Source organism: Streptomyces filamentosus (assembly GCF_014654895.1).
Lineage (GTDB): Bacteria > Actinomycetota > Actinomycetes > Streptomycetales > Streptomycetaceae > Streptomyces > Streptomyces filamentosus.
In genome coordinates this window covers 560,531-585,425 of the sequence record NZ_BNBE01000004.1, presented here as the reverse complement: position 1 = coordinate 585,425, position 24,895 = coordinate 560,531, and the positions used below count along the sequence as shown (strand labels likewise).

The window sequence follows — 24,895 nt, the reverse complement described above, 5'->3', positions numbered from 1 at the left end:
ATGGCACTCCCGCAGAACCGCACCGCCCGCCGGACGCTGATCGCCTCCGCCGCCACCGTCGCCGCCCTCGCCACCGGCCTCGCCGTGGCCCCCGCGCAGGCCGCCCCCGCCCCCGCCGAGGGCGTCGTCCTCGCGGCCGGCTCGCCCGACGCCGTCCCCGGCAGCTATCTGGTCACCCTCAGGAAGGACGCCGGCTTCACCGCCGGCTCCGCCGAGGGCCGCGGACTCATAGCCGGTTACGGCGGCAAGGTCGGCAAGACTTTCGGCGCCGCGCTCGACGGCTACACCGTCACCCTCGACGCCGCGGCCGCCCGCCGCCTCGCCGCCGACCCGGCCGTCGCCACCGTCGAGCAGAACCAGGTCGTCCGCGCCGAGGCCACCCAGCAGAACGCCCCCTGGGGCCTCGACCGCATCGACCAGGCCGACCTGCCGCTCTCCGGCACCTACACGTACCCCGACAGCGCGGGCACCGGAGTCACCGCTTACGTCATCGACACCGGCGTCCGCGTCAGCCACGCCGAGCTCGGGGGCCGGGCCGTCAACGGCTACGACGCCGTCGACGGCGACACCATCGCCCAGGACGGCAACGGCCACGGCACCCACGTCGCCACCACCATCGCCGGCTCCACCTACGGCGTCGCCAAGGCCGCCAAGGTCGTCGCCGTCCGCGTCCTCGACGACAACGGCTCCGGCACCACCGCGGGCGTCGTCGCCGGCATCGACTGGGTGACCGCCCACCACGCCGCCGGAGCCCCCGCCGTCGCCAACCTCTCCCTCGGCGGCGGCGCCTCCACCACCCTCGACAACGCCGTCAAGCGCTCGATCGCCGACGGCGTCACCTACGCGGTCGCCGCCGGCAACTCCGGCGTGAACGCCCGCAACTCCTCGCCCGCCCGCGTCACCGAGGCCCTCACCGTCGGCGCCACGAGCAACACCGACGCGAAGGCGAGCTGGTCCAACTACGGCGCCGTCCTCGACCTCTTCGCCCCCGGCGTCTCCATCACCGCGGGCTGGAACACCGGCGACACAGCCACCAACACCATCTCCGGCACCTCCATGGCCACCCCGCACGTCGCCGGCGCGGCGGCCGTCTACCTCGCCGGCCACCCCACCGCCACCCCCGCCCAGGTCTCCACCGCCCTGGTGAACGCCGCCACCCCGAACAAGGTGACCTCGCCCGGCAGCGGCTCCCCGAACCGCCTCCTCCGCCTCGTTCCGTAACCCGGATCAGAGGTCACGGATCCCGGATCCCGGATCATGGAGCCCGGATAACGGATCCGGGATCCTGGATAAAGGATCCCGGATCAAAGATCGTGGATATCGGATACCGGATACCGGATGTCGGATCCAGACGGATCACGGATCCAGGCGGAGTCACCCCCCCCACGACCGCACCCCGGCGTCCCACCCGGACGCCGGGGCACGGCCGCGCCATCACCACCACCACCCCACCACCACCATCACCACGACCCCACCCTCACTTCCAGGGATCGAGCCGCATCCAGTGCCCCACGTCCGTCCAGCCGGTCAGCCGCCGCGCCCGGCCCGCGCGGGCGGTGCCCTCCGCGTCGAACGTCCCGCCCCCGGCGACGTGCCGCAGGCCCAGCAGCGCGGGCGCAAGCCGGGACGCGACCAGCGGGCGCCGTGCCGCCTCGCCCGGCAGCCACTTCAGCACCTCCGCCCGCTCCTCCTCGCCGCACAGCGACAAGTGGAAGACCATCTGCCGCCACGCGTACGCCGCGTCCTTCAGCCCCGTCAGGGGGTACGGGCTCCGCCCCGCCCGCTCCGTCGTCCGGTGCACCGTGCCGAAGGCGCGCCGGGCCGCCGCCGCCCAGCCGCCGCCGGGCACGACCCCGAACTCCCGCACCAGCACGGCCAGGTTGTGCGTGGTGAGGATCTGCGCCTGCTCGATCACCATGCCGTTCCCGGCGACGGAGTCGTATCCCGGGCCCCGGCCCGCCCGCGTGCGGCACAGCCGGGCGAACTCCGAGAGCGCCCCGTCCGCCGCGCCCCGCCGCGTGCTCCGTCCCGTCTCGGCCAGCTCCCGCACCGCCGCGTAGTCGACGCCGTAGTACCGCTCGTACAGCGAGCCCCCGCCCAGCAGTTCGGCCGCGATCCCCGCCGACGCGAGGAACTTGGGGCTGAACCGGCCCATGAAGATGTCCGCCGCCAGCTCCTCCACCAGCGGCGCGCCGAGATCCGACACCCGTGCCAGGGAGCCGAGTTCGCGTACGAGCGGGTTGGGGAGCAGGGTGCCGGGGAAGTGCTCCACCGCCGTCTCCGCCAGGGTCCGCGCCGCCGCCCGCGCCGCGGCCCGGGTCCTGTCGTTCCCGGCCGCGTGCCGGGCCACGGCCCGCACCCACGGCAGCTCCTCCGGCCGCACCTGGCGCGCGAGGTCGACCAGCAGCAGCGACCGCCGGTCGCGGAACGCCCGGTAGTTCGCCGCCATCAGCTCCCGCAGTCCCGGGTCCCGGTGGACCGCGGCGTGTTCGGCCGCGACCAGCTGGGGCACCAGCTCCGCCATCGCCTCCGCGGACGGGACGACCCCGGTCGCGACCAGCTCGCCGAGCGGCGCGCTGCGCGCCGACCCGACCAGCCGCCGCAGCGACGGCGGCACCTCTGCTCCCTCGGGAAGCCCTCCGCGCCGCGCCTCGGCCGCCGTCACCGGCTCCGTGAAGGGCGCCACCTCGACCGTCCCGCTCTCCTGCGGCAGCCCGCCGAGCCGGTCGGCGACCACCGCCGCCAGCGCGTGGTGCGCGGGCAGGGCCGCCTGCGCGGCCTGCGTGTCCCGCACGGCCGCGTGCCGCTCGGAACCGGGCAGCCCCCGCTTCCGCACCATCCCCGTGACCGCCACCCGCACCAGCCCGGCGCGGCGCGCGTCCAGCGCCCGTCCGGCCACCAGCTCGGCGAGCGCCCCGCGCAGGATCCCCTCGTTGCCCTTCGGGTCCCGGTGCCGTCCGGTCAGCGGGTGCTCGGCGGCCAGCCGCTCGTACCGGTCGAGCAGTGCCCGGCCCCGCGCCACCCATCCGGCGTCCGGCGCCGCGCCCGGTCGCACGACCCCCTTGGGACCGGTGAACTCCAGCCAGTGGACGAGCAGTTCGTCAGCGAAGGGCCGCCACACGGCGAGGGCCTCGCGTTGCGCCTCCACCCGGCCGTTCGGACCCCGCCCGGCCAGCGCGGCCCGCACCTGCCCCACCGTACGGCGGTGGACCGCGCCGGCCGCCGGCGCGGGCCGGTCCGCCGGACGCGGCAGGAAGCCCAGTCGGTCCGCGAACGGCCGGAGCGCGCCGACGAGTTCGAGCGCGGCTTCCGGCTCGCCGGCCCGGACCAGCCAGGCCACCGTCAGCAGCGCCGCCTCCTCCGGGACCGTCACCTCGTACCGTCCCGAGTCGAGCAGCTCCCACAGGGCGGCGAGCCCCGGCTCGGTCAGGTGGTGTGCGAAGAGCGCCGCCCGTTCGGCGGGCACCCCGGCGCGGCGCGCGGCCTCCGTCTCGTGCTCCCGGAGCGGACCGCCGGCCCGTGCCGCGCCGGTGGCGAAACCGCCGTGCAGGACCTGGGGCGTCACCCACGCGGGCAGCCCCTCCACCGGTGTGCGGGAACCGATCCGCAGCGTGCCGGAGGCCATTCCCGCCAGCACCTCCCGCCAGCCGCGCATCCGCTCCTGGGCCCGCTGCCGGGTCTCCGGATCGGGGTGCGCGAGGGCGGTCGTGAAGGCCCGTGCCAGCTGCCGGTCGGCGTAGGCACCGGAGACGGAGACGGGGACGGGGACGGGGGAGGGCGGGGACGTCGGAGGCTGCTGACCAGCGTGCGTGTTCATGAGCCGACGTGGCGGGTGCCGCCCCCGCTCCCTCCGGGTCCGGAGCCCGGCGCTCTGCTGTTGAGCTACACGTCGAAGGACACCGACAGTAGACAGCGCCCCCGTCGCCGGGCAACGGATTTCCGGTGCCGGCGACGGGGGCGGAACGAGCGGGAGGGGAGAGCGGTCAGCGGACGACCAGGTCCGGTACGAGCGCGCGGAGTTCGGACACCGGCAGGACGCCGTCGCGGACGAGGACCGGGACCTCGCCGCTCAGGTCCACGATCGAGGACGAGACGGCGCCCGCGGTCCGGCCGCCGTCGAGGTAGACCGCCACGGAGTCGCCCAGCATGCCCTGGGCCGCGTCGCAGTCCTGGGGGGACGGGCGGTCCGTGAGGTTGGCGCTGGAGACGGCCAACGGGCCCGTCGCCGCGAGGAGTTCCAGGGTGAGCGGATGGTCGGGCATGCGGACGGCGACGGTTCCGCCGGTCTCGCCCAGGTCCCAGTCCAGGGAGGCGCGGTGCCGGACCACGAGGGTGAGGCCGCCCGGCCAGAAGGCGTCGATCAACGCGCCCGCCGCGTCCGGGAGTCCGTCCGTCAGCGCGTCCAGGGCGGCGGCCGAGTCGACCAGGACGGGGGAGGGCTTGTGCCGGCCGCGGCCCTTCGCCGCGAGCAGGGCGGCCACCGCCTTCGGGTCGAAGGCGTCCGCGCCGACCCCGTACACGGTGTCGGTGGGCAGGACGACCAGTTCGCCGCGGCGCACGGCGGCCGCGGCCGCGGCGAGGCCCGCCGCGCGGGCCGCCGGGTCGGAGCAGTCGAAACGGGCGGTCACGCCGGGGTGCCCTCCTCCGCGACGACACCGTGCGTGGTGACCAGGCGGGCGCTGCCGCCGGCGAGTTCGTAGCCGAGTCCGACGACGGCGATCTCGCCCGCCGCCACCTGGTCGGACAGCAGCCGGGAGCGGTCCAGGAGCAGGTCCGCGGTGTGCCGGATGTGCTCGTCGATGATCTCGCTGTCCTCGGTCAGACCGGCGGTCCTGGCCGCCAGTATGCTCGGCGTCACCCGCTCCACGACGTCCCGCACGAAACCGCTCGCGGCGAAGCCGTCCTCCACGGCCGCGCGGGCCGCGGCGACCGCGCCGCAGGAGTCGTGGCCGAGGACGACCACGAGACGCGCGCCGAGGACGCTCGTCGCGTACTCCACGCTGCCCAGGACCTCGGGTCCCAGGACGTGGCCGGCGGTGCGGACGACGAACAGGTCGCCGAGGCCCCGGTCGAAGATGATCTCGGCCGCGAGCCGGGAGTCGGAGCAGCCGAGGATGACGGCGAACGGGTCCTGACCGGGTGCGAGCTCCGTGCGGCGGGCGGCGTCCTGGTTCGGGTGCTCGGGCGTGCCCGAGACGAAACGACGGTTGCCTGCGAGGAGGGCTTCGAGGGCAAGGGCCGGAGAGGTTCTGGGCATGCCACCACCCTATGTGCGGGACCGGTGCTCCGCGCTACCGGATCCCGCCCCACCAGCCCCTTCTGTGACCGATCGCACCCTCAAGGGGGAACCCGTACGAGTGCTCGCCGAGTCCGCGTGCCCTGAGCGGTGCGCCGTCACCGCTGAGCGGAGCCCTCCGTCCCGTCTCCGCCCCGTGCGACGGGTGCGCCCGTCCCCGCGCCCCGCGCGCCCTCCGGCGCCCGCGTGAGCGGCGCCCGCGTCCGACGCGCCCTCCGTGCCGGAGCGCCCCCGCGCCGCTCCGGCGGCGGTTCGCGTCACGTACCACTCGCTTCCGGCCGGAAACCGGCCCCCGCAGCGCACCCCGCCGGCCCGGCCCGCCGCCCCCACTACCCTGCGGCCAACACCCCGAGGCCGACGCCCTCCGTCACCCCGCCCCGGTCCGGCCCGCCCGGCGTTCCCCACTCGGCTTCCCCCCACCCGGCGCCCCGGCGCACCGCCCTCCCATCCCACCGCACCGCGCTCCCATCGCACCGCACTGCGCCCCATCGCACCGCACCGCACTGCACCCGATCGCATCCCACCGTGAGGGGTCCTCAGCATGCCGTCCTCCGCTCCCGTGCCGCGCCGGAGACTCCGCCCCCGGCCTCCCCAGCTCCCGCCTCCCCGCTCCCTGCCTCCCCACCTCCGCCAGGACTTCGCCGCCTCCCTCGTCGTCTTCCTCGTCGCGCTGCCGCTGTGCGTCGGCATCGCCGTCGCCTCCGGGGTCCCCGCGGAACTCGGCCTCGTCACCGGCATCGTCGGGGCCTCGTCACCGGCGCCATGCGCGGCAGCAGCTTCCAGGTCTCCGGGCCCGCCGCCGGGCTCACCGTCCTCGTCCTGGAGACGGTGCGGACCTTCGGCGCGGCCGGCCTCGGGGTCGTCGTGCTGGCCGCGGGACTGGTCCAGACGGTGCTGGGCCTGCTGCGCTGGGGCCGCTGGTTCCGGGCCATCTCGCTCGCGGTCGTGGAGGGGATGCTCGCCGGTATCGGCCTGGTGATCGTCGCCGGGCAGCTGTACGCGGCCGCCGGCGCCGTCGCCCCGGACGGCGGCTTCGCGCGGCTGGCCGGACTGCCCGGCGCGCTCGCCGGGGCGCTCCACGAACCGGGCGCCGCCGCCTCCGTCGCCCTCGCCGCGGGCACGGTCCTGGTGATCGTCGGCTGGCCCCGGCTGCCCGGCCGGGCAGCCGCGCTGCCGGGGGCGCTCGTCGCCGTCCTCCTCGCCGCGCTCGTGACGGCGCTGGGCGGGCTCCCGGTGGAGACGATCCGGGTCGGCGGCGTCCTGGACGCGGTCCGCCCGCCCGGCCCGGACGCCTTCGCCGCGCTCGCGGAGCCCGCCGTCCTCGGGACCGTCCTCGCCTTCGCGCTCATCGCCTCCGCCGAGTCCCTCTTCGGGGCGGCGGCGGTCGACCGGCTGCACGACGGCCCGGCCACCGACTACGACTGCGAACTGCTCGCGCAGGGCGTCGGCAACACCGTCTGCGGCCTCCTCGGCGCCCTGCCGCTGACCGCCGTGATCGTCCGCAGCTCCGCCAACGTCCGGGCCGGCGCCCGCACCCGCGCCTCCCGGGTGCTGCACGGCGCGTGGCTGCTGGTCTTCGCCGCGCTGCTGCCCGGGGCGCTCGCGTACGTCCCGCTGCCGGCGCTCGCCGGGATCCTCGTGCACGCCGGCTGGAAGCTCATCCCGTTCCGCGGGCTCGCCGCGCTCTGGCGGGCGCACCGGGGCGAGGCCGCGATCCTCGCCGTGACGGCGGCGGCGATCTTCGCCACCGGCATGCTCGAAGGGGTCCTCGCCGGCCTCGCCCTCGCCGTCGCGAAGGCCGCCTGGGAGGCGTCCCACCTCCGAGTGGAGCACACGGAGCACCCCGACCGCACCGAGCACCCCGACCGCACCGAGCACAGGGAACACGCGGAGCACACCGAACGCCCCGACCGCACCGAACACACCGAACGCGCCAAGGACGCGGGGCACCCCGCCCTGCTCCGCGTCCGGCTCAGCGGCGGTGCCACCTTCCTGCGGCTGCCGAAGCTCCTCGACGTCCTCGAAGCGCTGCCGCGCGACCGGCCCGTCGAGCTGGACCTGTCCGGCCTGCACCACCTCGACCACGCCTGCCGCGCCGCGGTGACCGCCTGGGCCGAACGGCACGCGGCGGCCGGGCCCCACCCCGTACGGCTCCGTCCCCTCCCGGGGCCGTGAGGGACCGTCAGGCCGTCGCGTCCCAGGCGCGGGTCAGCCCGTCCAGCCAGGCGGGCGGCAGCTCGGCCGCGTCCCACTCCTCCCGCAGCTCCTCCGGCCGCGCGGCGAGCCGCTCCAGGACGGCGAGGCTCGTGGGGGAGTGGACCAGGGTGTAGCGGCCGTGGATCGCGATCGCGCTGCCCGGCCCGTACGTGGCGTACAGCCGCTCCAGGTGGGACCGGTGGTCCCCGGCGAACTCCGTCAGCCGGCCCGGATAGGCGGCCCGCCGCCGGGCGTCCATCGTCGCGAGCGAGGCCGCGAGCACCTGCTCGGTGACCTCGGGGTCGAGGTCCGACTCCTCGGAGAAGGAGAGGTACAGCGGCACGACCGCCACCTTGGCCCGCTCGACCTCCATCCGGCCCACCGGCTGCCGGGCGTCCGGCTCCTCGGCGGGCCCGGCGGCGACGGCGGCCCGCAGCGCCCGGTCGGCGAGGCCCGCGAGCCCCTCGGCGACGGCGCGGGAGCCGTCGCGCCAGCCGGTGGCGTACGGCTCGCCGCTGCCCGGCGGCGCCTGCCGTCCGGTGCCGGCCAGCTCCTCGTGCGCGAGGGCGAGCGCGCCGGCCTCGACGAGCGCGATCAGCTCCTCGGCGTCGCCGGAGTACACCCCCGCCCGTGCGAGGAGCTGGAGCAGCGTCGTCCTCGCGTTGTCGACGCTCGCGGCGTCGAGCGGCAGCCGTTCTTCCCGGGCGGCGGTCATCGGTGGTCCTCCTCCTCGCTGTTCCGGCGCGCCCGGGTGCGGCGGACGCGCCTTCGAGGACGCGGCGACCACGGGCCCGGGCCACGCTCCCCTCGCGGCGGCGCACGTACGGGACCGGTGATCGGGTCCTCGATCGCCGAGGTTTCCAGCTCCGTGGGGCCCCCGTCCAGCCGACGTCCCGCTGCCCTCCCGCCCGGCACGCGGTGCCACCGGACCGGTCCGGCGGGAGGGGGAGCCGGGGACCCTTACCGCCAGGGATCTTTTATACCCCGGCCAGGTATGTGGAGGAGGGGTTCGCGGCCGGGTCCGCAGCCGACACGGAGACACGAAGTGCCAGGCCGCGCCGAGCGGCGCGCGCTCGTAAACGCCCAGCGCCCCGGAGAACCGGTCGCAAGGGCCGGACGCCGCGGGAGCGGGAGCGGACAGGAGCACGGCCGCGGGCGCCCCGCGTGACGATCGCGTCAAGAGTCGGCGGGTTCGGCGTCAGGAGCGCGTCAGGGGGGCGGACGGGGCGGTCCGCGCCGGGAAAGGCTGCGGGGACGCGCCCCGCCGGACCACCGCGGGGGCCGACCGCCCGGGAGGAACCCCATGACCCGCACCCCGCTCGCCGACGACCCGGAACCCGTCGAACCCGCCCCGGCCGGACACCTCTGCGTGCCCGTCCGGCCGGGAGCCCACGGCGTCACGCTCCGCCTCTTCCGCACGCCCGTCGGCGGCCGCACGGCCGTCGCCTTCACCAGCGCCGAACGCCTCCGCGCCACCCTCGGCGCCGGCCGGCCCTGGGTCCCGCTCTCCGAGCCCGCGCTGCGCGCCCTCGCCCACCCCCTCGGCGTCCACGCCCTGACCGTCGACCCCGTCCTCACGGCCCCCTTCACCCGCGGCCCCGCCCCCGACGGACCCGTCCCCGCGATCCCGTACCCCGGCGCCCCGCGCCCCGGCACCCCGTGCGCCCGCCGGACCGGACCGACCACGAGGGAGACCGCCGCGTGACCACCACCGCCCCCGACACGGACCCGTCGGCCGCCGAAGCGACCGACCGGGCCCGGGAGTTCTCCGTCTGGCCCGCCACCGCCGCCGAGGGGCCCGACGGCCGGGTCCTCCTCGCCGGGGTGCCGCTCGCCGACATCGCCGACGCCCACGGCACCCCCGTCTACGTCCTGGACGAGGCCGAGGTCCGCGACCGCTGCCGCACCTACCGGGCCGCCTTCCCCGCAGCCGAGGCCGACGTGCACTACGCGGCCAAGGCGTTCCTCTGCCGCGGCCTCGTCCGCCTCCTCGACGAGGAGGGCCTCGGCCTCGACGTCTGCTCGGCCGGCGAGCTCGAACTCGCCGTCACCGCGGGCTTCCCGCCCGAGCGGATCCTCCTGCACGGCAACGCCAAGTCCCCGGCCGACCTCGACACCGCACTGCGCCTCGGCGTCGGCCGGATCGTCATCGACGGCCCCGCCGAGATCGCCCGGCTCGCCGCCGCCGTCGGCCCGCGCGGCCACCAGAAGGTCATGCTCCGGGTCACCCCCGGCGTCGGCGCCGGCGGCCACGCCAAGATCCGCACCGGCACGGACGGCCAGAAGTTCGGCCTCTCCCTGCGCGACGGCCACGCCCAGCACGCGGCCGCCCGCGTCCTCGCCCAGCCGGGACTGGAACTCACCGGCCTGCACTGCCACCTCGGCTCCCAGATCACCGAGGTCAAGCCCTATCTGACCGCGCTGCGCCGGCTCGTCGGGCTCATGGCCCGGCTGCGGGACGCGCACGGCGCCGTCCTGCCGGAGCTCGACCTCGGCGGCGGCCACGGCATCGCCCACCGGCCCGGCGAACCGGTCCTCGACCCCACCACCCTCGCCCGCCGGCTCCGCACCGCCCTCGCCGAGGACTGCGCCGCCGCCGGACTGCCCGTCCCCCGCCTCGTCGTCGAACCGGGCCGGGCCGTCATCGGTCCCGCCGGCATCGCCCTCTACCGCGTCCTCGCCGTCAAGACGACCCCGGAACGCACCTTCGTCGCCGTCGACGGCGGCATGAGCGACAACCCGCGCCCCGCCCTGTACGGGGTCCGGTACGCCCCCCGCCTGGCCGGCCGCCGCTCCACCGCCCCCGCCGTCCGCACCACGGTCGCCGGACGGCACTGCGAGGCGGGCGACCTCCTCGCCGAGGACGTCGCCCTGCCCGCCGACACCCGCCCCGGCGACCTGCTCGCGGTGCCCGTCTCCGGCGCGTACCAGCTCTCCATGGCCTCCTCCTACAACCTGGTCGGCCGCCCGCCGGTCGTCGCCGTCCGCGACGGCGCCGCCCGGCTGCTCGTCCGGCGGGAGACCCTGGAGGACCTGCGGGCCCGGGACGTCGGCCTGTGACCGTCACAGGACCGGCGGCCACTCCCCGGCGAAGAGCTCCCGCAGCCAGTAGGCGCTCGACTCGTGGCTGTCGGCGAGCGGCGTCCCGGGGAAGAGCCGGAACCAGGTGCCCGCCCGCCCCAGCGCCGCCAGCCGGACCGCCAGGGCCGCGGCCCGCCGCAGCTCCGCCGCCGACGGGCCGAGCCCGGACCACCGCTCCAGGTACGCGTCGACCATCGCCGCCGCGTGCCCGGGGCCGTACCGCTCCCGCACCGCGCGGAACGGGACCAGGAGGCTGCCGAAGGGGTGCGCCACGGAGGCGTCGCCCCAGTCGAAGAAGGTGAAGCGGCCGGGCGCCGGGGAGAGGATCTGCCCGTCGTGCAGGTCGCAGTGGTCGAGCGAGTCCGGCAGCCCGTACGCGTCGAGCTCGGCGCACAGCTCGACGAGGAGCGGCCTTCGCCGCAGCAGCGCGGCGCGCTCGTCGGCGTCGAAGAGGGGGTTGGCGGCGACGAGCGCGTCGAAGGCGTCCGGGAGGTCCCGGGTCCGCGCCCCCGGCACCCCGAGGCCGCCGAGCCGGTCCGCGTACGGGACGAGCCGCCGCTGCATCTCCGCGTACCGTCCGAGCGCCGCCGTCCACGCCCCGGGGCCCGCCGCGCCCTCGTCGAGGAGCCCCCGGAACAGCGGCCCGCCGTCGGGCAGCAGCGCCAGGCCCCGCCCCGCGTCCACCGCCAGCGGCGCCATCACGTGCTCCGGCACCCACGCGGCGAGCGCCCCCGCGAGCCCCGCCTCGAAGGCGTTGGACGGGGCGCCCGCCTTCAGCCAGACCGCGTCCCGCCCGCCGCCGCCGGTGCGGAAGCGGACCAGGACCGACCACGGGCGCACCCGCACCTCGCGCGGACCGGTCTCCGCGAGTCCGTGCCCCGCCAGGACCTCCCCGGCCCAGCCCAGCGTCTCCCGCCGCCATTCCCCGTCGTCCCACGGGGTCACCGCGTCCGGGAACCGCCCCCGGTCCACCACCGTCTCCACGCCCTCTGCCCCCGCCGCCGGTCCGCCGTTCGTCCGCATCCCGCGATTGCACCACCCGCCCCCTCCCGGACGCACCGGAATATGCCGCACGCCCGGCCATGGCGCGGCGGCCCCCGGCCTGGCACCGTGGGCGCCACCGGCGGCCGGGACGGGCCCGGTCGGAGGCGGCGAGGGAAGGCGGGGCCACGATGAGCGGCGCGTTCGGCGGGCGTTACGGCGACTACCAGAACGAGATCTACCTCGCCGGACTCGGCGGCGTCCTCCCCTCCCTCCCCATGAGCCACGCCGAGCTGGAGGCCAGGGCCGCCGCCGCGCTGCCGCCGTCCGTGCTGTCGTACGTGGCGGGCGGCGCCGGCGACGAGTCCACCCAGCGGGCGAACGTCACCGCCTTCGGGAAGTGGGGCCTGGTCCCGAGGATGATGGTCGGCGCCGTCCGGCGGGACCTCGGCGTCGACCTCTTCGGACTCCGCCTGCCCTCCCCGCTGTTCATGGCACCGGTCGGGGTCCTCGGACTCTGCGCCCAGGACGGCCACGGCGACCTCGCCGCCGCCCGCGCGGCCCGCCGCACCGGAGTCCCCATGGTCGCCTCCACGCTGAGCGTGGACCCGATGGAGCGGGTCGCCGCGGAGTTCGGCGACACCCCCGGCTTCTTCCAGCTGTACACGCCGACCGACCGCGACCTCGCCGAGAGCCTGGTGCGCCGGGCCGAGGCCGCCGGGTTCCGGGGGATCGTCGTCACCCTCGACACCTGGGTCACCGGCTGGCGCCCCCGCGACCTCGCCACGAGCAACTTCCCGCAGCTGCGCGGGCACTGCCTCGCCAACTACACCTCCGACCCCGTCTTCCGGGCCCGCCTCGCCAAGACGCCCGAGGAGGACCCCGGCGCCGCGATCCTCGAATGGGTCGGCGTCTTCGGCAACCCCCTCACCTGGGCCGACCTGCCGTGGCTGCGCTCCCTCACCGACCTGCCGCTGATCCTCAAGGGCCTGTGCCACCCCGAGGACGTGCGCCGGGCCCGCGACGGCGGCGTGGACGCCGTGTACTGCTCCAACCACGGCGGCCGGCAGGCGGACGGCGGCCTGCCCGCCCTGGACGCCCTCCCCGGCGTCGTCGAGGCCGCCGGAGGACTGCCGGTCCTCTTCGACTCCGGCGTCCGCACCGGCGCGGACGTCGTGAAGGCGCTCGCCCTCGGCGCCACCGCCGTCGGCGTCGGCCGCCCGTACGCGTACGGCCTGGCGGTCGGCGGCGAGGACGGCGTCGTCCACGTCCTCCGCTCCCTCCTCGCCGAGGCGGACCTGCTCATGGCCGTCGACGGCTACCCCTCCCTCGCCGACCTGCGCGCCCCCGGAGCCCTCCGCCGCCTGTGAGCCGAGCCCCCCGGACGGGCCGGACCCCGCCGCCGGCCTCCGGGGCACTCGAACGCGCCGACAGGGACCACTCGTTCGAGGAGGATCCGCTCACTCGGTCGGGTGGTCCGGCCCGGCAGCGCGGGGCATCGGCCCCGGAGACCGCCGGGAGTTCACGATCATGCCCGTGTGACCACACCCCCTCGATCCGCCGCGCGCCGCCTCCTCCCGGCCGCCGTGGCCGCGCTCGGCCTGCTGTCGCTGAGCGCCGCCCTCCCCGCCTCCGCCCTCCCCGCCTCCGGCGTCCCCGCCCGGGACCTCCCGGCCGCCGGGCCCGCCGCCGCGCCCCGGGTGCCGACCCCCGGCGAGGCCCGCACCGACGCCTACCTGCGGTCCGTACGCGAACAGCCCGCCTCCCTCGGGGAGTTCTTCCGGTCGATGCCCAAGGGCGGTGAGCTCCACAACCACCTCTCCGGAGCCGTCTCCACCGAATACCTGATCGAGCTCGCCGCCGAGGACGGGCTCTGCGTCGACACCGCCACGATGACCGCGGTCGCCCCGCCCTGCGGCCCCGGCACCCGCCCGGCCGCCGACGCCCGCACCGACCGCGCCTTCCACGACGCGCTCGTCCGCGCCTGGTCCATGCAGGACTTCCCGGCCGGCGGCAACGGCCACGACCACTTCTTCGACACCTTCGGCAAGTTCGGCGAGGTGACGTGGCGCCACCGCGGCAAGCTGCTGGCCTCGTTCGCCGACGAGGTCGCCACGCAGAACCAGTCCTACCTGGAGACGATGGTCAGCCCGGCGTCCGAGGGCGCGAAGAAGCTGGCCGCCGACGTCGGCTGGGACCCGGACCTCGACGCCCTGTACAAGAAGCTCACGGCCGGCGGCCGGCTCGACGCCCTGGTGAAGGAGGCGATCGAGGAGGCCGACGCCGGCGACGCCGAGTTCCGCGCGGCGGCCCGCTGCGGCACCGAGCGCGAGCGGCCCGCCTGCGGCCTCACCGTCCGCTGGATCTCCCAGGTCTCGCGCGGCAGCTCCCCCGAGCGGGTCTTCACCCAGATGGCGCTCGGCATGTGGCTGGCCGAGCGCGACGAGCGCTTCGTCGCCGTCAACCTGGTCCAGCCGGAGGACTGGGACAGCTCGCTGAAGAACTACCGCCTCCAGATGCGGATGCTCGCCCACCTCCGCGGCGTCCACCCCCGCGCCCACGTCACCCTGCACGCGGGCGAGCTGTGGCCCGGCCTGGTCAAGCCCGAGGACCTCGCCTTCCACATCGCCGACGCCGTCGGCACGGCCCGCACCGAGCGCGTCGGCCACGGCGTGGACCTCGTCCACGAGGACGACTGGCAGGGCACCGCCCGCACCATGGCCGCCCGCGAGGTCGCCGTCGAGGTGCCCTTCACCAGCAACGCCCAGATCCTCGGCGTGAGCGGTGCCGACCACCCCTTCGAGACGTACCGCTCCTACGGCGTGCCGGTGGTGCTCGCGACCGACGACCCGGGCGTGTCCCGGATCGACATCACCCACGAATACCGGTACGCGGCCCGCACCTACGGCCTGTCGTACCCGGAGCTGAAGGACCTGGCCCGCGCCTCGCTGGAGTACGCCTTCGTCCCCGGCCCGAGCCTGTGGCGCGGCAACCCGACCGCCGAGGGCTACCGGACCGTCCCCGCCTGCCGCGGCGAGCGCCCCGGCGTCCCGGTCCGCTCCACCGCCTGCCGCCGCCTCGTCGAGGGCAGCCCGAAGGCGTCCCTCGAATGGCGTCAGGAGGCCGCCTTCGCCGCCTTCGAGGCTTCCCACGCCACCCCGGTCCGCTGACCCCCCTGCCCCTTCGAGCGCCCGGCCCCGTTCACGGGGCCGGGCGCTCCGGCAGGTACGGGAGCCCCCTGACACGACCGGACAAAAAGGGCGGAAGGTGTCGGCCCGGGCTAGAGTCGGGTCGCCCCGACGCCCCCTCGTCCGCGCGCCGAACCGCGGCGCGAGGACGAGGGCGAGGTACGCCCATGACCGCAGCGGAACCCAGTGCCCCGACCAGCTCCGCCGGCGCCGCGCCGGCGGTCAGGCTCAGCCTGCTCACCCTCACCGCGATGGTCGTCGGCTCCATGGTCGGCGCCGGCGTCTTCTCGCTGCCCCGGCGCTTCGCCCAGGAGACCGGCGTCGCGGGCGCGCTCATCGCCTGGGCCGTCGCCGGCGTCGGCATGCTCACGCTCGCGTTCGTCTTCCAGGCGCTCGCCGTGCGCCGCCCCGACCTGGACGCCGGCGTGTACGCGTACGCCAAGGCGGGCTTCGGGGAGTACCTCGGCTTCTTCTCCGCCTTCGGCTACTGGGCCAGCGCCTGCGTCGGCAACGTCACCTACTGGGTCCTCATCATGTCCACGGCCGGCGCCGTCGTGCCCGCCCTCGGCGACGGGGACACCGCCCTCGCGCTCGTCCTCTCCTCGGCCGGCCTGTGGGGCTTCTTCCTGCTCGTCCGGCGCGGGGTCAAGGAGGCGGCGGCGATCAACCGGATCGTCACGGTCGCCAAGATCGTGCCCATCCTCGTCTTCGTCCTCCTCGCCCTCTTCTGCTTCGAGCCCGCCGTCTTCGCCGAGAACTTCGGCGGCGCCGACTACGCGGGCTCCCTCTTCGACCAGGTCCGCGGCACCATGCTCGCCACCGTCTTCGTCTTCCTCGGCGTCGAGGGCGCCAGCGTCTACTCCCGGCACGCCAGGCGCCGCGAGGACGTCGGCCGCGCCACGGTCCTGGGCTTCCTCAGCGTCTTCGCCGTCTTCGCCTCGGTCACCATCGTGTCGTACGGCATCCTGCCCATGAGCGAGATCGCCGAACTGCGCCAGCCCTCCATGGCCGGCGTCCTGGAGGCGGCCGTCGGCACCTGGGGCAAGGTCTTCGTCAGCGTCGGCCTCGTCGTCTCCGTCCTCGGCGCCTACCTCGCCTGGACCCTGATGGCCGCCGAAGTCCTCTTCGTCGCCGCCCGGGACGACGACATGCCCCGCTTCCTCGGCCGCTCCACCGCCGACGACGTCCCCGTCCCCGCCCTCCTCATGACCACCGCCCTCAGCCAGGTCGTCCTCGTCGTCACCGCCTTCTCCGACGACGCCTTCAACTTCGCCCTCGACCTGACCAGCGCCCTCAGCCTCATCCCCTTCCTCCTCGCCGCCGCCTTCGCCCTCAAGATCGCGCTGCGGCCCCGGGAGAACCGCGTGGAAGGGAGGGGCACCCGCCGCGAACTCGTCTTCGCGGCCGCCGCCACCCTCTACACGGCCTTCCTGCTGTACGCGGCCGGGCTCAAGTTCGTCCTCGTGTCCCTCATCCTCTACGCCCCCGCCACCCTGCTCTTCGCCAAGGCCCGCCGCGAGCAGGGCCGGCGCCTCTTCTCGCCCCGGGAGGCGGTCGTCTGCGCCGTCTCGGTCGCCGGAGCCGCCGTCGGCGTCGTCGCCCTCGCCACCGGCTGGATCGAACTGTGAACGCCCCCGCACCCCGCCCCCCTCAGGAAAGGCCGGCGATGAACCCCGAAACCCCTCAGGCCGCCCGTCCGCTCGGCGTCCACTCCGAGGTCGGCCGGCTCCGCAAGGTCCTCGTCTGCTCACCGGGCCTCGCCCACCGCCGGCTCACCCCGACCAACTCCGACGACCTCCTCTTCGACGACGTCATGTGGGTGGAGAACGCCCAGCGCGACCACGCCGACTTCGTCAACAAACTGGTCCAGCGCGGGGTCGAGGTCGTCGAGCTGCACAACCTGCTCACCGAGACGATGGCGATCCCGGAGGCCAGGGACTGGCTCCTCGACCGGAAGATCGTCGCCAACGAGGTCGGCCTCGGCCTCATCGACGGCACCCGGGCCTTCCTGGACTCGATCGCGCCCCGGGAACTCGCCGAGTACCTCATCGGCGGACTGTCCACCGCCGACCTGCCCGAGGAGCACCGCTCGCCGTACGTGGCGCTCGCCCGCGAGGCGACCGGCACCCGCGAGTACCTGATGCCGCCGCTCCCCAACACCCTCTACACCCGCGACACCACCTGCTGGCTGTACGGCGGCGTCACCCTGAACCCGCTCTACTGGCCCGCCCGGCACGGCGAGACCCTGCTGATGAAGGCGGTCTACACCTTCCACCCCGACTACCGGGACGCCACCGTCTGGTGGGGCGACCCCGAACGGGACTGGGGCCAGGCCACCTTCGAGGGCGGCGACATCATGCCCGTCGGCAACGGCGTCGTCCTCATGGGCATGAGCGAGCGCACCTCCCGGCAGGCCGTCACCCAGGTCGCCCGCGCCCTCTTCGAGCGGGGCGCCGCTGAGCACGTCGTCGTCGCCGGCATGCCCAGGCTCCGCTCGGCCATGCACCTCGACACCGTCTTCACCTTCGCCGACCGGGACGTCGTCACCCTCTACCCGAGGATCGTGGACGCGATCCACAGCTTCTCGCTGCGCCCCTCCGACCGGGCCCCGGGAGTGGAGATCACCGACGAGGGCGACACGCCCTTCACGGACGTCGTCGCCAAGGCCCTCGGCCTGCCGGGGCTCCGGGTCATCGAGACCGGCGGCGACGTCTACGCCTCCGAGCGCCAGCAGTGGGACAGCGGCAACAACGCCGTCGCCCTGGAGCCGGGCGTGGTCTTCACCTACGACCGCAACACCCAGACCAACACGCTGCTGCGGAAGGCGGGCATCGAGGTCATCACCATCGTGGGCGCGGAGCTGGGCCGCGGACGGGGCGGCGGCCACTGCATGACCTGCCCCCTCGTCCGCGACCCGGTGGACTTCTGAACGCGCCCGGGACCGCTACGCGTACGTCTCGAACTCGGCGACGCGCGGGGTGCCGGTGGCGGAGGTGATCTCGAAGGTGACCTTGGCGAGCGAGGTCGCGGGGAAGGAGACCGTGCCGGCCGCGCTCCCGGTGGAGAGCACGGCGCCGGTGTCGGCGTTCAGCAGCCGCCAGCCGGTGACGGTGCCCGCCCCGGCGGCCTCGCGGATCCGCACCGACGAGATCGTCGTCGGGGCGCCCCACTTGACCGAGACGGAGCCGGTGGTGCCGGCCGGCGACCAGTAGGTGGCGAGGCTGCCGTCGCGGACGTTGCCGTAGCTGGTCCCGTCGGCCTTGCTGGAGCCGTCCGCGCCGGCGCCGATGCTGAGGTTGGTGCCGGACGGCGGGGTGGCGGTGGCCGTCGGGGTGGGCGTGGGGGCGGTGGTGGGGGCGGTGGGCGTCGGCGTCGGGCTCGGCGTCTGCGGGGTGCAGGAGCCGTCCGAGACCAGCAGGCCCTTGCCCGCGCCGGCCGTGCGGGCCACCACGTCGGGGACGCAGGAGGCGCTGTCCGGGGTGTAGGCGTAGGGGACGGACACGGTGGTGTTGGAGACCGGGTTCGGGCCCGCGGGGTTGTAGTCGGTGCCCTTGGGCGACCAGGTCACGTTGTCGAAGACGTTCCCGGCGACCTGCCAGTAGCCGGCCGCGTCGGTGTAGAAGGTGCCGAGGACGTCCTTGGAGTCCTCGAAGTAGTTGTTCTCCACCTTGGCGCGGGCGCCCGCGCGGGAGTTGATGCCCGACTCGTTCAGCCGCCGGTAGTGGTTGTCGTACATGTGGGCGATGCCGCCGCGCAGCAGGGGCGCGCGCGAGTCGATGTTCTCGTACAGGTTGTGGTGGTAGGTGATGAAGCCGTTGCTCAGCTCCGTCTCGCTGGAGCCGACCAGGCCGCCGCGCCCGGAGTTGCGCAGCACGCTGTAGGAGAGCGTGACGTACTGCGTGTTGTCCTTCATGTCGAAGAGGCCGTCGAAGCCCTCGGCCTCGCCGCCGGACGCCTCCAGGGTGACGTGGTCCACCCAGACGTTGCGGACGTCGCTCTCCATGCCGATGGCGTCGCCGCCGTTGGAGGTCGGCGATCCGGACTTCTTGACGTTCCGGACGGTGACGTTCTGGACGATGATGTTGCTCGACTCGCGGATGTGGATGCCGACCTGGTCGAAGACGGCGCCCGCGCCCACGCCGACGATCGTCACGTTGCTGATCTGCTTCAGCTCGATGACGCCCGCGGCGGTGTTGCAGCTGTCCCCCGACACCTTGGCGGTGTTGGCGTGGTTGATCGTCCCCTCCACCTGGATGGTGAGCGGGGTGCTGCTGGAGGCGCGGCCGCAGAGGGCCGCGTGGATCTCGGTGCCGGTGGTGGCCCGGACGGTCTGCCCGCCGGCGCCGCCGGTGGTGCCGCCGTTCTGGCTCGCGTAACCGGTGGCGCCCGCCGCGGTGGTCGCGGCCGTGGCCTCGGGGACGGTCAGGACCGCGCCGGTGGCGGCCGCGACCGCCAGGGCGGCCAGGGCCGCCCGGAGTCGCGTGGAGGGGGAGCGTCGTCCCATGCTCGCCTGCCTTCTCGTTGGCGTCCGCGCCGCCCCGTGGCGGCGCGCGACGTGTCGTCGTGGGGTCCCGTCCCTTGGACCGAAAGCGCTAGAAAGCGCTTTCTGCGGGGTGACGATAGGGGCGGGGCGAGCGCCTGACAAGACATCGGACAGGACCGGGAAGCGCGATCCCCGCGCCGGGACCTGACGTCGGGCCGGCAAACCGCTGGGGCGGGGCGACCCTGCCGTGATAGGCACGTACCCGCACGGGGGAGGTGCGGACCGGCCGGCGCGTCCACGACGCGGGGCCGGGGCGGAGGGCGTGTCCGTACGGGGACGTCCACGGGTCACCACCCCGTACGCACCGCATCATCGAACGGGAACACGGGAGACACCGCATGCGCGTGAAAGCCTTCGACCACCTCGTCCTCAACGTCACCGACGTCGAGCGCGCCCTCGCCTTCTACACCGGCCCCCTGGGCCTCGCGCCGGAGCGGGTCGAGGAGTGGCGGGCCGGGAAGGTGCCGTTCCCCTCGGTCCGGATCGACGAGGGCAGCGTCATCGACCTGTTCTCCCGCCCCCGGGGCGAGTCCAACGTGGACCACATCTGTCTCGTCGTCGACCCGCTCGACTGGCAGGAGGTCCTCGACTCCGGCGCCTTCGACGTCGTGGAGGGCCCCGTCCCGCGCTGGGGCGCCCGCGGCTCGGCCCAGTCCGTCTACGTGAAGGACCCGGACGGCAACACCGTCGAACTCCGCTGGTACCCGCAGGACCTCCCGGACGCGGAGCGGTAGGCTCCGGGACCCGTCGGGCCGGCGCCCCCGCCGGTCCGACGGGTCCCGCCGTGACCGACGACACCTGGACCGCCGCCGCCCGCCTCCGCGTCCGGCCGCCTCCCGGAGGGCGCGGACCACGGCTCCGCCCCGCACGGCGACGGCCGTCACGGCGCGCGCCCGCACCTCCTGAGGGGCGGCTCGGCCGAGGCGCACGGGCCCTCTGGCGGGCAGGTCCCCCGGCGTGCGGGCCCCGCGGGCCTTCGGGGCCCGGTGCCTCAGCCGTGGAGGCGGTCGCGCAGGTCGGCGCCGGCGGGGTCGAGGCCGGTGATCTCGACGGTCTTGCCGTGCCGTCGGTACGCCGCCTCGACGGCGTCCAGCGCGGCGACCGCCGAGGTGTCCGACACGCGGGCGGACGACAGGTCGATCACCACCCGGTCCGGGTCGCCGGCCGGGTCGAAGTGGTCGGCGAACGCCTCGGAGGAGGCGAAGAACAGCTCGCCCGAGACCCGGTGGAGCACGCTCGTCCCGTCCGGTCCGGCGACCGTGGTGACGGTGACGCGCCGGGCCGTCCGCCGGGCGAAGACGAGCGCGGCGGTGACCGAGCCGACGACGACGCCGACGGCGAGGTTGTGGGAGACCACCACGCAGCCCAGGGTGACCAGCATGACGACGGTCTCCCCGACCGGCATCCGCCGCAGGGTGCGCGGGGCGACCGACTCCCAGTCGAAGGCCGCGACCGACACCATCACCATGACCGCCACCAGCGCGGCCATCGGGATCCGCGAGACCACCGGACCCAGCACGACGCACAGCACCATCAGGAAGGCGCCGGAGAGGAAGGTGGAGAGCCGGGTGCGGGCACCCGCGACCTTCACGTTCATCATCGTCTGGCCGATCACCGCACAGCCGCCCATCCCGCCGAACAGGCCGGTGACGACGTTCGCGACGCCCTGGCCGATCGACTCGCGGGTCTTGTTCGACGGGGTGTCGGTGAGGTCGTCGACGAGCTTCGCCGTGAGCAGCGACTCCATCAGCCCGACGAGGGCGACGGCGAAGGCGTACGGGGCGATCGTCGCCAGCGTGCCCGCCGTGAAGGGGACGTCGGGCAGGCCCGGCACGGGGAGTGCGGAGGGCAGCGCGCCCCGGTCGCCGACGGTCGGCACCGCGATCCCGGCGGCGACCGTGACCAGCGTGAGGGCGGTGATCGTGACGAGCGGGGCGGGCACCACCCGGGTCACCCTCGGGAGGAGCACCAGCAGGACGATCCCGGCGGCGATCAGCCCGTACACGGCCGCCGGCACGTTCCGGGTCTCGGGCAGCTGGGCGAGGAAGACCAGGGCGGCCAGCGAGTTCACCGAACCGATCAGGACCGGCCGCGGGACGAACCGCATCAGCTTCGCCACCCCCAGGGCCCCGAGCACCATCTGGAAGACGCCGGCGAGGATCACCGTGGCGATCAGGAACTCGACGCCGTGCTCGCGGTTGACCGGGGCGATGACGAGCGCGACGGCCCCGGTGGCGGCCGAGATCATGGCCCGGCGGCCGCCGACGACCGCCGTGGTGACGGCCATCGTGAAGGAGGCGAAGAGGCCGAGCGCCGGATCGACCCCGGCGATCACCGAGAAGGCGATGGCCTCGGGGATCAGCGCCAGGGCGACGACGAGCCCCGCCAGGACCTCGGTGCGCCACACCCTCGGGTCGCGCAGCCAGTCGGGCCCGGGGAGCCGGCGGCGGGGCGGCGCGGGGGTGGTGGGGGAGGGGGAGGAGGTCGGGGTGGGGGTGGCGGCGGAGGGCAAGGAGACGGGCCTGTCGTGCGAGAGGGCGGGAGGGAGCCCCGGAGACCTTACCCGCTTCCCGCCCGCTCCTTCGCTCACCTGTTCGCCTCCCGGGGTCTCCCGTCAGCCCTCCCGCACCGGGTGCTTGCTGAGGATCGACACCCGGTTGAAGGCGTTGATGGTGATGGCGACCCAGATCACGGCGGAGAGCTCCGTGTCGTCCAGGACCCCGCGGGCCTCGGCGTACGCCCGCTCCTGCGCGTCCGCCTCGGAGGGGTGCGTGGTGGCCTCGGCGAGGGCGAGGGCGGCCCGCTCGCGCGGGGTGAAGAGCAGGGTGTCCCGCCAGGCGGCGAGCACGCCCAGGCGGCGGGGGGTCTCCCCGGCGGCGAGGGCGGCGCGGGTGTGCACGTCGAGGCAGTAGGCGCAGCCGTTGAGCTGGGACACGCGCAGGTTGACCAGCTCGACCAGGATCCGGTCCAGCCCGGCGGCGTCGGTCGCGGCCCGGACCGTCTGGGCCGCCCGGACGAAGGCCTTGTACGCGTCGGGGTGCTGCTTGTCGACGAAGATCCGCTGCCCGGCCGATGCCTCCACGGCGTCGCTCACTGTCCGCTCCTTCACCGTCGTCCCGCGCCTGCCGCGGTGCGCGGCCCCATCATCCCCCGAAATGTGGTTGAAAGTCGAACCAAAAGTGGGCGGGTGGGTGAGGAGCGCACTCGGGCGAGCGGCCGGGCGCGCTCGGGCGGGGGGCCCGGGCGGGCGTACGAGGGCGCGCTCAGGCGGGCGGGGTGCCGCGCCCGGGGGCCTCCGGGGCGCCGCCCCCGGCGGGCTGCGGGCCGGTCGCCTCGGAGGGGCGGATGCGGCCGCGTTCCGCCCCGGTCGCCGCGTGGCGGTCCTCGACGAAGTGCTTGAAGCGCTGGAGGTCGCCGGAGACCCGGGCGGACACGATGCCGAGCGCGGCGGCGGCCCGCTCCGTCACCCCCTCGGGCTCCACCTCCATCGCGAGCCGCACGCGCGTGTGCCGGGCGTCGACCGGCGTGAAGGTGACCACGCCCCGCTGGTGGACCCCGCCGCCCACGGACCGCCAGGCGATCCGCTCGTCCGGCAGCTGGTCGACGATCTCCGCGTCGAAATCCCGCCGGACGCCGGCGATGTTCGTCCGCCAGTGCAGGTGCCGGGCGCCGGTGCGCTCCACCGCCACCACGCCGTGCATGAAGCGGGGGAACTCCTCGAACCGCGTCCACTGGTCGTACACCTGCCGCAGCGGGGCGTTCACCCGGACCGTGTCGTGCAGCACCGTCGCCACCTCCTCGGGCGGCCGGGGGACCCGCCGCCCCCTCCAGCGTGTGCCCCGCACCGGGCGGGGCACAAGCGAGGGCCCCGGTCCGCGGCCGGCTGCCGCGGACCGGGGACCGGGATCAGCCGGTGCGGGCCGGCAGCTCACCGGGCCGGTCCGTGATCCCGCGCTTCAGGATCGCGGTGGTCGCGGTGATCTGGCCCCGCCTGCCCTCCGGGGAGTCCTCCAGCATGACGCCCCGCTCGCCGAGGAACTCCAGGGTCCTCCGGTCGAAGATCCACTCGGTGCGCTGTCCGGCGTGCACCCGGGCCACGGCGACGCCGTGCCGGCCGGCCGCGTCGACCGAGTCGTCCACGACCGTGACGCCGGGGACGAGGGCCGCGGCCTTGTAGAGGGCGGCGCTGACCTCCGGCGGGGCGATCTGCTCGCGCAGCAGGTCGCCGATGGTCACGAACGCCTCCTGGTCGGGGCCGGGACCGGACCCCGCGGTCTCGTCGTAGATCTTCTCCAGGAGGGCCTCGGGGTCGGTGGGCAGCGTCTCCAGGTAGCGGTAGGTGGGATTGTTGAGGTTGGGCGAGGGGTTGCCCGGCTCGTCGCCGGGGACGGGGTTCCCGTCCTTGTCCAGGTCGCCGCCGAGCGGGATCCGCTTGCCCTTCTCGTGGAGCAGGCCGGCGCGGCTGCCGTCGACCGAGAACCAGACCTTCCGGCTGTGGGGCGTGTCCAGGCGCATCAAGGGGTCGTCGTCGGTCTGCACGGACCAGGCCACCTTGCTCGCGACGTAGACGTACTGGTCGTCGCGGACGGTGAACGCGGGCCGGGACGCGGCGACGGTGGCGATGCGGTCCAGGAGGACCACGGCGGCGGCCGTCGTCGCGGGCGCCTTCCCGCCGGGGGCGGCCGTGGTGCCGGTGCCCGACACGGTGGTGCCGCCCTCCTGGCCGAACACGCCGCTCGTCGCCAGCGTGAGGGCCAGGGCGCCCGCGGCCAGCGGGAGGGCCGCGACCTTCAGGTGCCGGACCTTGAGCCGGGGCCGGGCGCCACCGGCGGAGTCCTGCCGGAACTCGCGCAGCAACTGGTCCCTGAGCGCCCGCTGGTGACGGCCGGACAGCTCTCGCTCGGGCGCGAGCGGCAACAGCCGTGCCAGCTCCTCCCGTTCGGCCGGTTCGGGCCGCTTGGGGTCGATGCTCATCGGTTCTCCTCGTGGGTGGGCCGGGCCGCGGAAACGCGGTCACCGTCTGTCTGTCCGCGGCCGTGGTCCGGGTTCCCGTCCCGGGGCGACGGGCCGGAACCGGCGTACTTGTGGAGCTTCTTGCGGGCACGGGAGAGCCGCGACCGCACGGTTCCCACCGGGACGCCCAGCGCCTCGGCGGCGCCCGCGTAGTCCAGGCCCGACCAGACGCAGAGGACGACCACCTCGCGCTCGGGACGCCGCAGCCGGGAGAGCGCCGCCCGCAGCGCCGCGACCCGCTCGGCGTCGTCGATCCGGCCGACCAGGTCGTCGGCGAAGTCCGGCAGCGCCTCCTCCCGCGGCAGGCGGCTCACGGCCGCCTCGTGACGCCGGGCGGCCCGGCGGGTGTTGCGCACGACGTTGGTGGCGATCCCCAGCAGCCACGGCCGCAGGGACCCGCCGTCCGGGTCCACCGACCCCCGCAGCCGCCACGCCTCCAGGAACGTCAGCGACAGCACGTCCTCGGCCGTGGACCAGTCGCCCGTCAGCCGGAAGGCGTGGTGGTGCACCGCCCGCGCGTAGTCGTCGAAGAGGGATCCGAACGCATCGGGGTCCCCCGCTCGTATTCGGGCACGCACACTCGTCTCCATGACATCG

At 75.4% G+C, this 24,895-nt stretch carries 19 protein-coding genes, 1 tRNA gene and 1 pseudogene; 9 read left to right on the top strand and 12 right to left on the bottom strand.

Annotation, left to right across the window (positions count from 1 at the left end):
- A complete protein-coding gene (locus IE326_RS36415; protein WP_190044623.1) occupies positions 1-1,221 on the top strand; it encodes a S8 family peptidase in 1,221 nt (406 codons plus the stop codon).
- Positions 1,222-1,477: 256 nt separating this feature from the next.
- Here IE326_RS36415 and IE326_RS36410 read toward each other — a convergent pair whose 3' ends face one another.
- The 4 genes from IE326_RS36410 to IE326_RS36395 form a co-directional block, all read right to left on the bottom strand.
- Positions 1,478-3,817, bottom strand: a complete 2,340-nt coding sequence (locus tag IE326_RS36410) for a hypothetical protein (RefSeq protein ID WP_190044622.1) — start codon at positions 3,815-3,817, stop codon at positions 1,478-1,480.
- A gap of 3 nt (positions 3,818-3,820) precedes the next feature.
- Positions 3,821-3,892 (bottom strand) — tRNA-Arg (locus tag IE326_RS36405).
- Positions 3,893-3,983: 91 nt separating this feature from the next.
- The gene (locus tag IE326_RS36400) at positions 3,984-4,628 is read right to left on the bottom strand and encodes an L-threonylcarbamoyladenylate synthase (protein WP_190044621.1); all 645 of its coding nucleotides are present in this window, start codon (positions 4,626-4,628) and stop codon (positions 3,984-3,986) included.
- Positions 4,625-5,257, bottom strand: coding sequence for a carbonic anhydrase (locus IE326_RS36395; RefSeq protein WP_150234039.1), 633 nt, complete (start codon positions 5,255-5,257; stop codon positions 4,625-4,627). Before IE326_RS36395 ends, IE326_RS36400 begins: the two co-directional genes overlap by 4 nt.
- Positions 5,258-5,837: 580 nt before the next feature.
- Here IE326_RS36395 and IE326_RS36390 point away from each other — a divergent pair.
- A pseudogene (locus IE326_RS36390) lies at positions 5,838-7,471 on the top strand (SulP family inorganic anion transporter).
- A gap of 7 nt (positions 7,472-7,478) precedes the next feature.
- On the opposite strand, the gene IE326_RS36380 reads toward IE326_RS36390, so the two are convergent.
- On the bottom strand, positions 7,479-8,207 hold the full coding sequence (locus IE326_RS36380) for a hypothetical protein (protein WP_190044620.1): 729 nt from the start codon (positions 8,205-8,207) through the stop codon (positions 7,479-7,481).
- 588 nt (positions 8,208-8,795) lie between these two features.
- Between IE326_RS36380 and IE326_RS36375 the strand changes: the two genes are divergently transcribed.
- Together IE326_RS36375 and lysA are read left to right on the top strand one after the other, a co-directional pair.
- The gene (locus IE326_RS36375; protein WP_229915831.1) at positions 8,796-9,197 is read left to right on the top strand and encodes an SAV_915 family protein; all 402 of its coding nucleotides are present in this window, start codon (positions 8,796-8,798) and stop codon (positions 9,195-9,197) included.
- Positions 9,194-10,552, top strand: a complete 1,359-nt coding sequence (lysA, locus tag IE326_RS36370) for a diaminopimelate decarboxylase (protein WP_190044619.1) — start codon at positions 9,194-9,196, stop codon at positions 10,550-10,552. Before IE326_RS36375 ends, lysA begins: the two co-directional genes overlap by 4 nt.
- A gap of 3 nt (positions 10,553-10,555) precedes the next feature.
- Here lysA and IE326_RS36365 read toward each other — a convergent pair whose 3' ends face one another.
- A complete protein-coding gene (locus IE326_RS36365) occupies positions 10,556-11,596 on the bottom strand; it encodes an aminoglycoside phosphotransferase family protein (protein ID WP_190044618.1) in 1,041 nt (346 codons plus the stop codon).
- Positions 11,597-11,745: 149 nt separating this feature from the next.
- Here IE326_RS36365 and IE326_RS36360 point away from each other — a divergent pair, with 149 nt between their 5' ends.
- From IE326_RS36360 to arcA, 4 genes are all read left to right on the top strand, one after another.
- Entirely contained in the window at positions 11,746-12,924 is a 1,179-nt protein-coding gene (locus IE326_RS36360; RefSeq protein WP_190044617.1) for an alpha-hydroxy-acid oxidizing protein, read from the top strand.
- Positions 12,925-13,092: 168 nt separating this feature from the next.
- On the top strand, positions 13,093-14,724 hold the full coding sequence (locus IE326_RS36355; protein WP_150234028.1) for an adenosine deaminase family protein: 1,632 nt from the start codon (positions 13,093-13,095) through the stop codon (positions 14,722-14,724).
- A gap of 185 nt (positions 14,725-14,909) precedes the next feature.
- On the top strand, positions 14,910-16,370 hold the full coding sequence (locus IE326_RS36350) for a basic amino acid/polyamine antiporter (RefSeq protein WP_190044616.1): 1,461 nt from the start codon (positions 14,910-14,912) through the stop codon (positions 16,368-16,370).
- A gap of 38 nt (positions 16,371-16,408) precedes the next feature.
- On the top strand, positions 16,409-17,671 hold the full coding sequence (gene arcA, locus IE326_RS36345) for an arginine deiminase (protein ID WP_150234024.1): 1,263 nt from the start codon (positions 16,409-16,411) through the stop codon (positions 17,669-17,671).
- 15 nt (positions 17,672-17,686) lie between these two features.
- Here arcA and IE326_RS36340 read toward each other — a convergent pair whose 3' ends face one another.
- Positions 17,687-19,246 carry a pectate lyase family protein gene (locus IE326_RS36340; RefSeq protein ID WP_190044615.1) on the bottom strand — a complete coding sequence of 520 codons (1,560 nt, stop codon included), beginning with the start codon at positions 19,244-19,246 and terminating at the stop codon, positions 17,687-17,689.
- 377 nt (positions 19,247-19,623) lie between these two features.
- Between IE326_RS36340 and IE326_RS36335 the strand changes: the two genes are divergently transcribed.
- On the top strand, positions 19,624-20,019 hold the full coding sequence (locus tag IE326_RS36335; RefSeq protein ID WP_150234021.1) for a VOC family protein: 396 nt from the start codon (positions 19,624-19,626) through the stop codon (positions 20,017-20,019).
- Between the two features lie 257 nt (positions 20,020-20,276).
- Here the strand turns inward: IE326_RS36335 and IE326_RS36330 are convergent, their stop codons facing one another.
- From IE326_RS36330 to IE326_RS36310, 5 genes are all read right to left on the bottom strand, one after another.
- The gene (locus IE326_RS36330; protein ID WP_190044614.1) at positions 20,277-21,797 is read right to left on the bottom strand and encodes a SulP family inorganic anion transporter; all 1,521 of its coding nucleotides are present in this window, start codon (positions 21,795-21,797) and stop codon (positions 20,277-20,279) included.
- A gap of 102 nt (positions 21,798-21,899) precedes the next feature.
- Positions 21,900-22,379 (bottom strand): carboxymuconolactone decarboxylase family protein, encoded by a 480-nt coding sequence (locus IE326_RS36325; protein WP_170313949.1) that lies wholly within the window; start codon positions 22,377-22,379, stop codon positions 21,900-21,902.
- Positions 22,380-22,548: 169 nt separating this feature from the next.
- On the bottom strand, positions 22,549-23,070 hold the full coding sequence (locus tag IE326_RS36320; protein WP_229915830.1) for an SRPBCC family protein: 522 nt from the start codon (positions 23,068-23,070) through the stop codon (positions 22,549-22,551).
- Positions 23,071-23,191: 121 nt separating this feature from the next.
- Positions 23,192-24,259, bottom strand: coding sequence for a CU044_5270 family protein (locus tag IE326_RS36315; protein WP_190044612.1), 1,068 nt, complete (start codon positions 24,257-24,259; stop codon positions 23,192-23,194).
- Complete coding sequence (locus IE326_RS36310) at positions 24,256-24,888, bottom strand: RNA polymerase sigma factor (RefSeq protein WP_190044611.1); 633 nt, start codon at positions 24,886-24,888, stop codon at positions 24,256-24,258. Before IE326_RS36310 ends, IE326_RS36315 begins: the two co-directional genes overlap by 4 nt.
- Positions 24,889-24,895 lie beyond the last annotated feature (7 nt).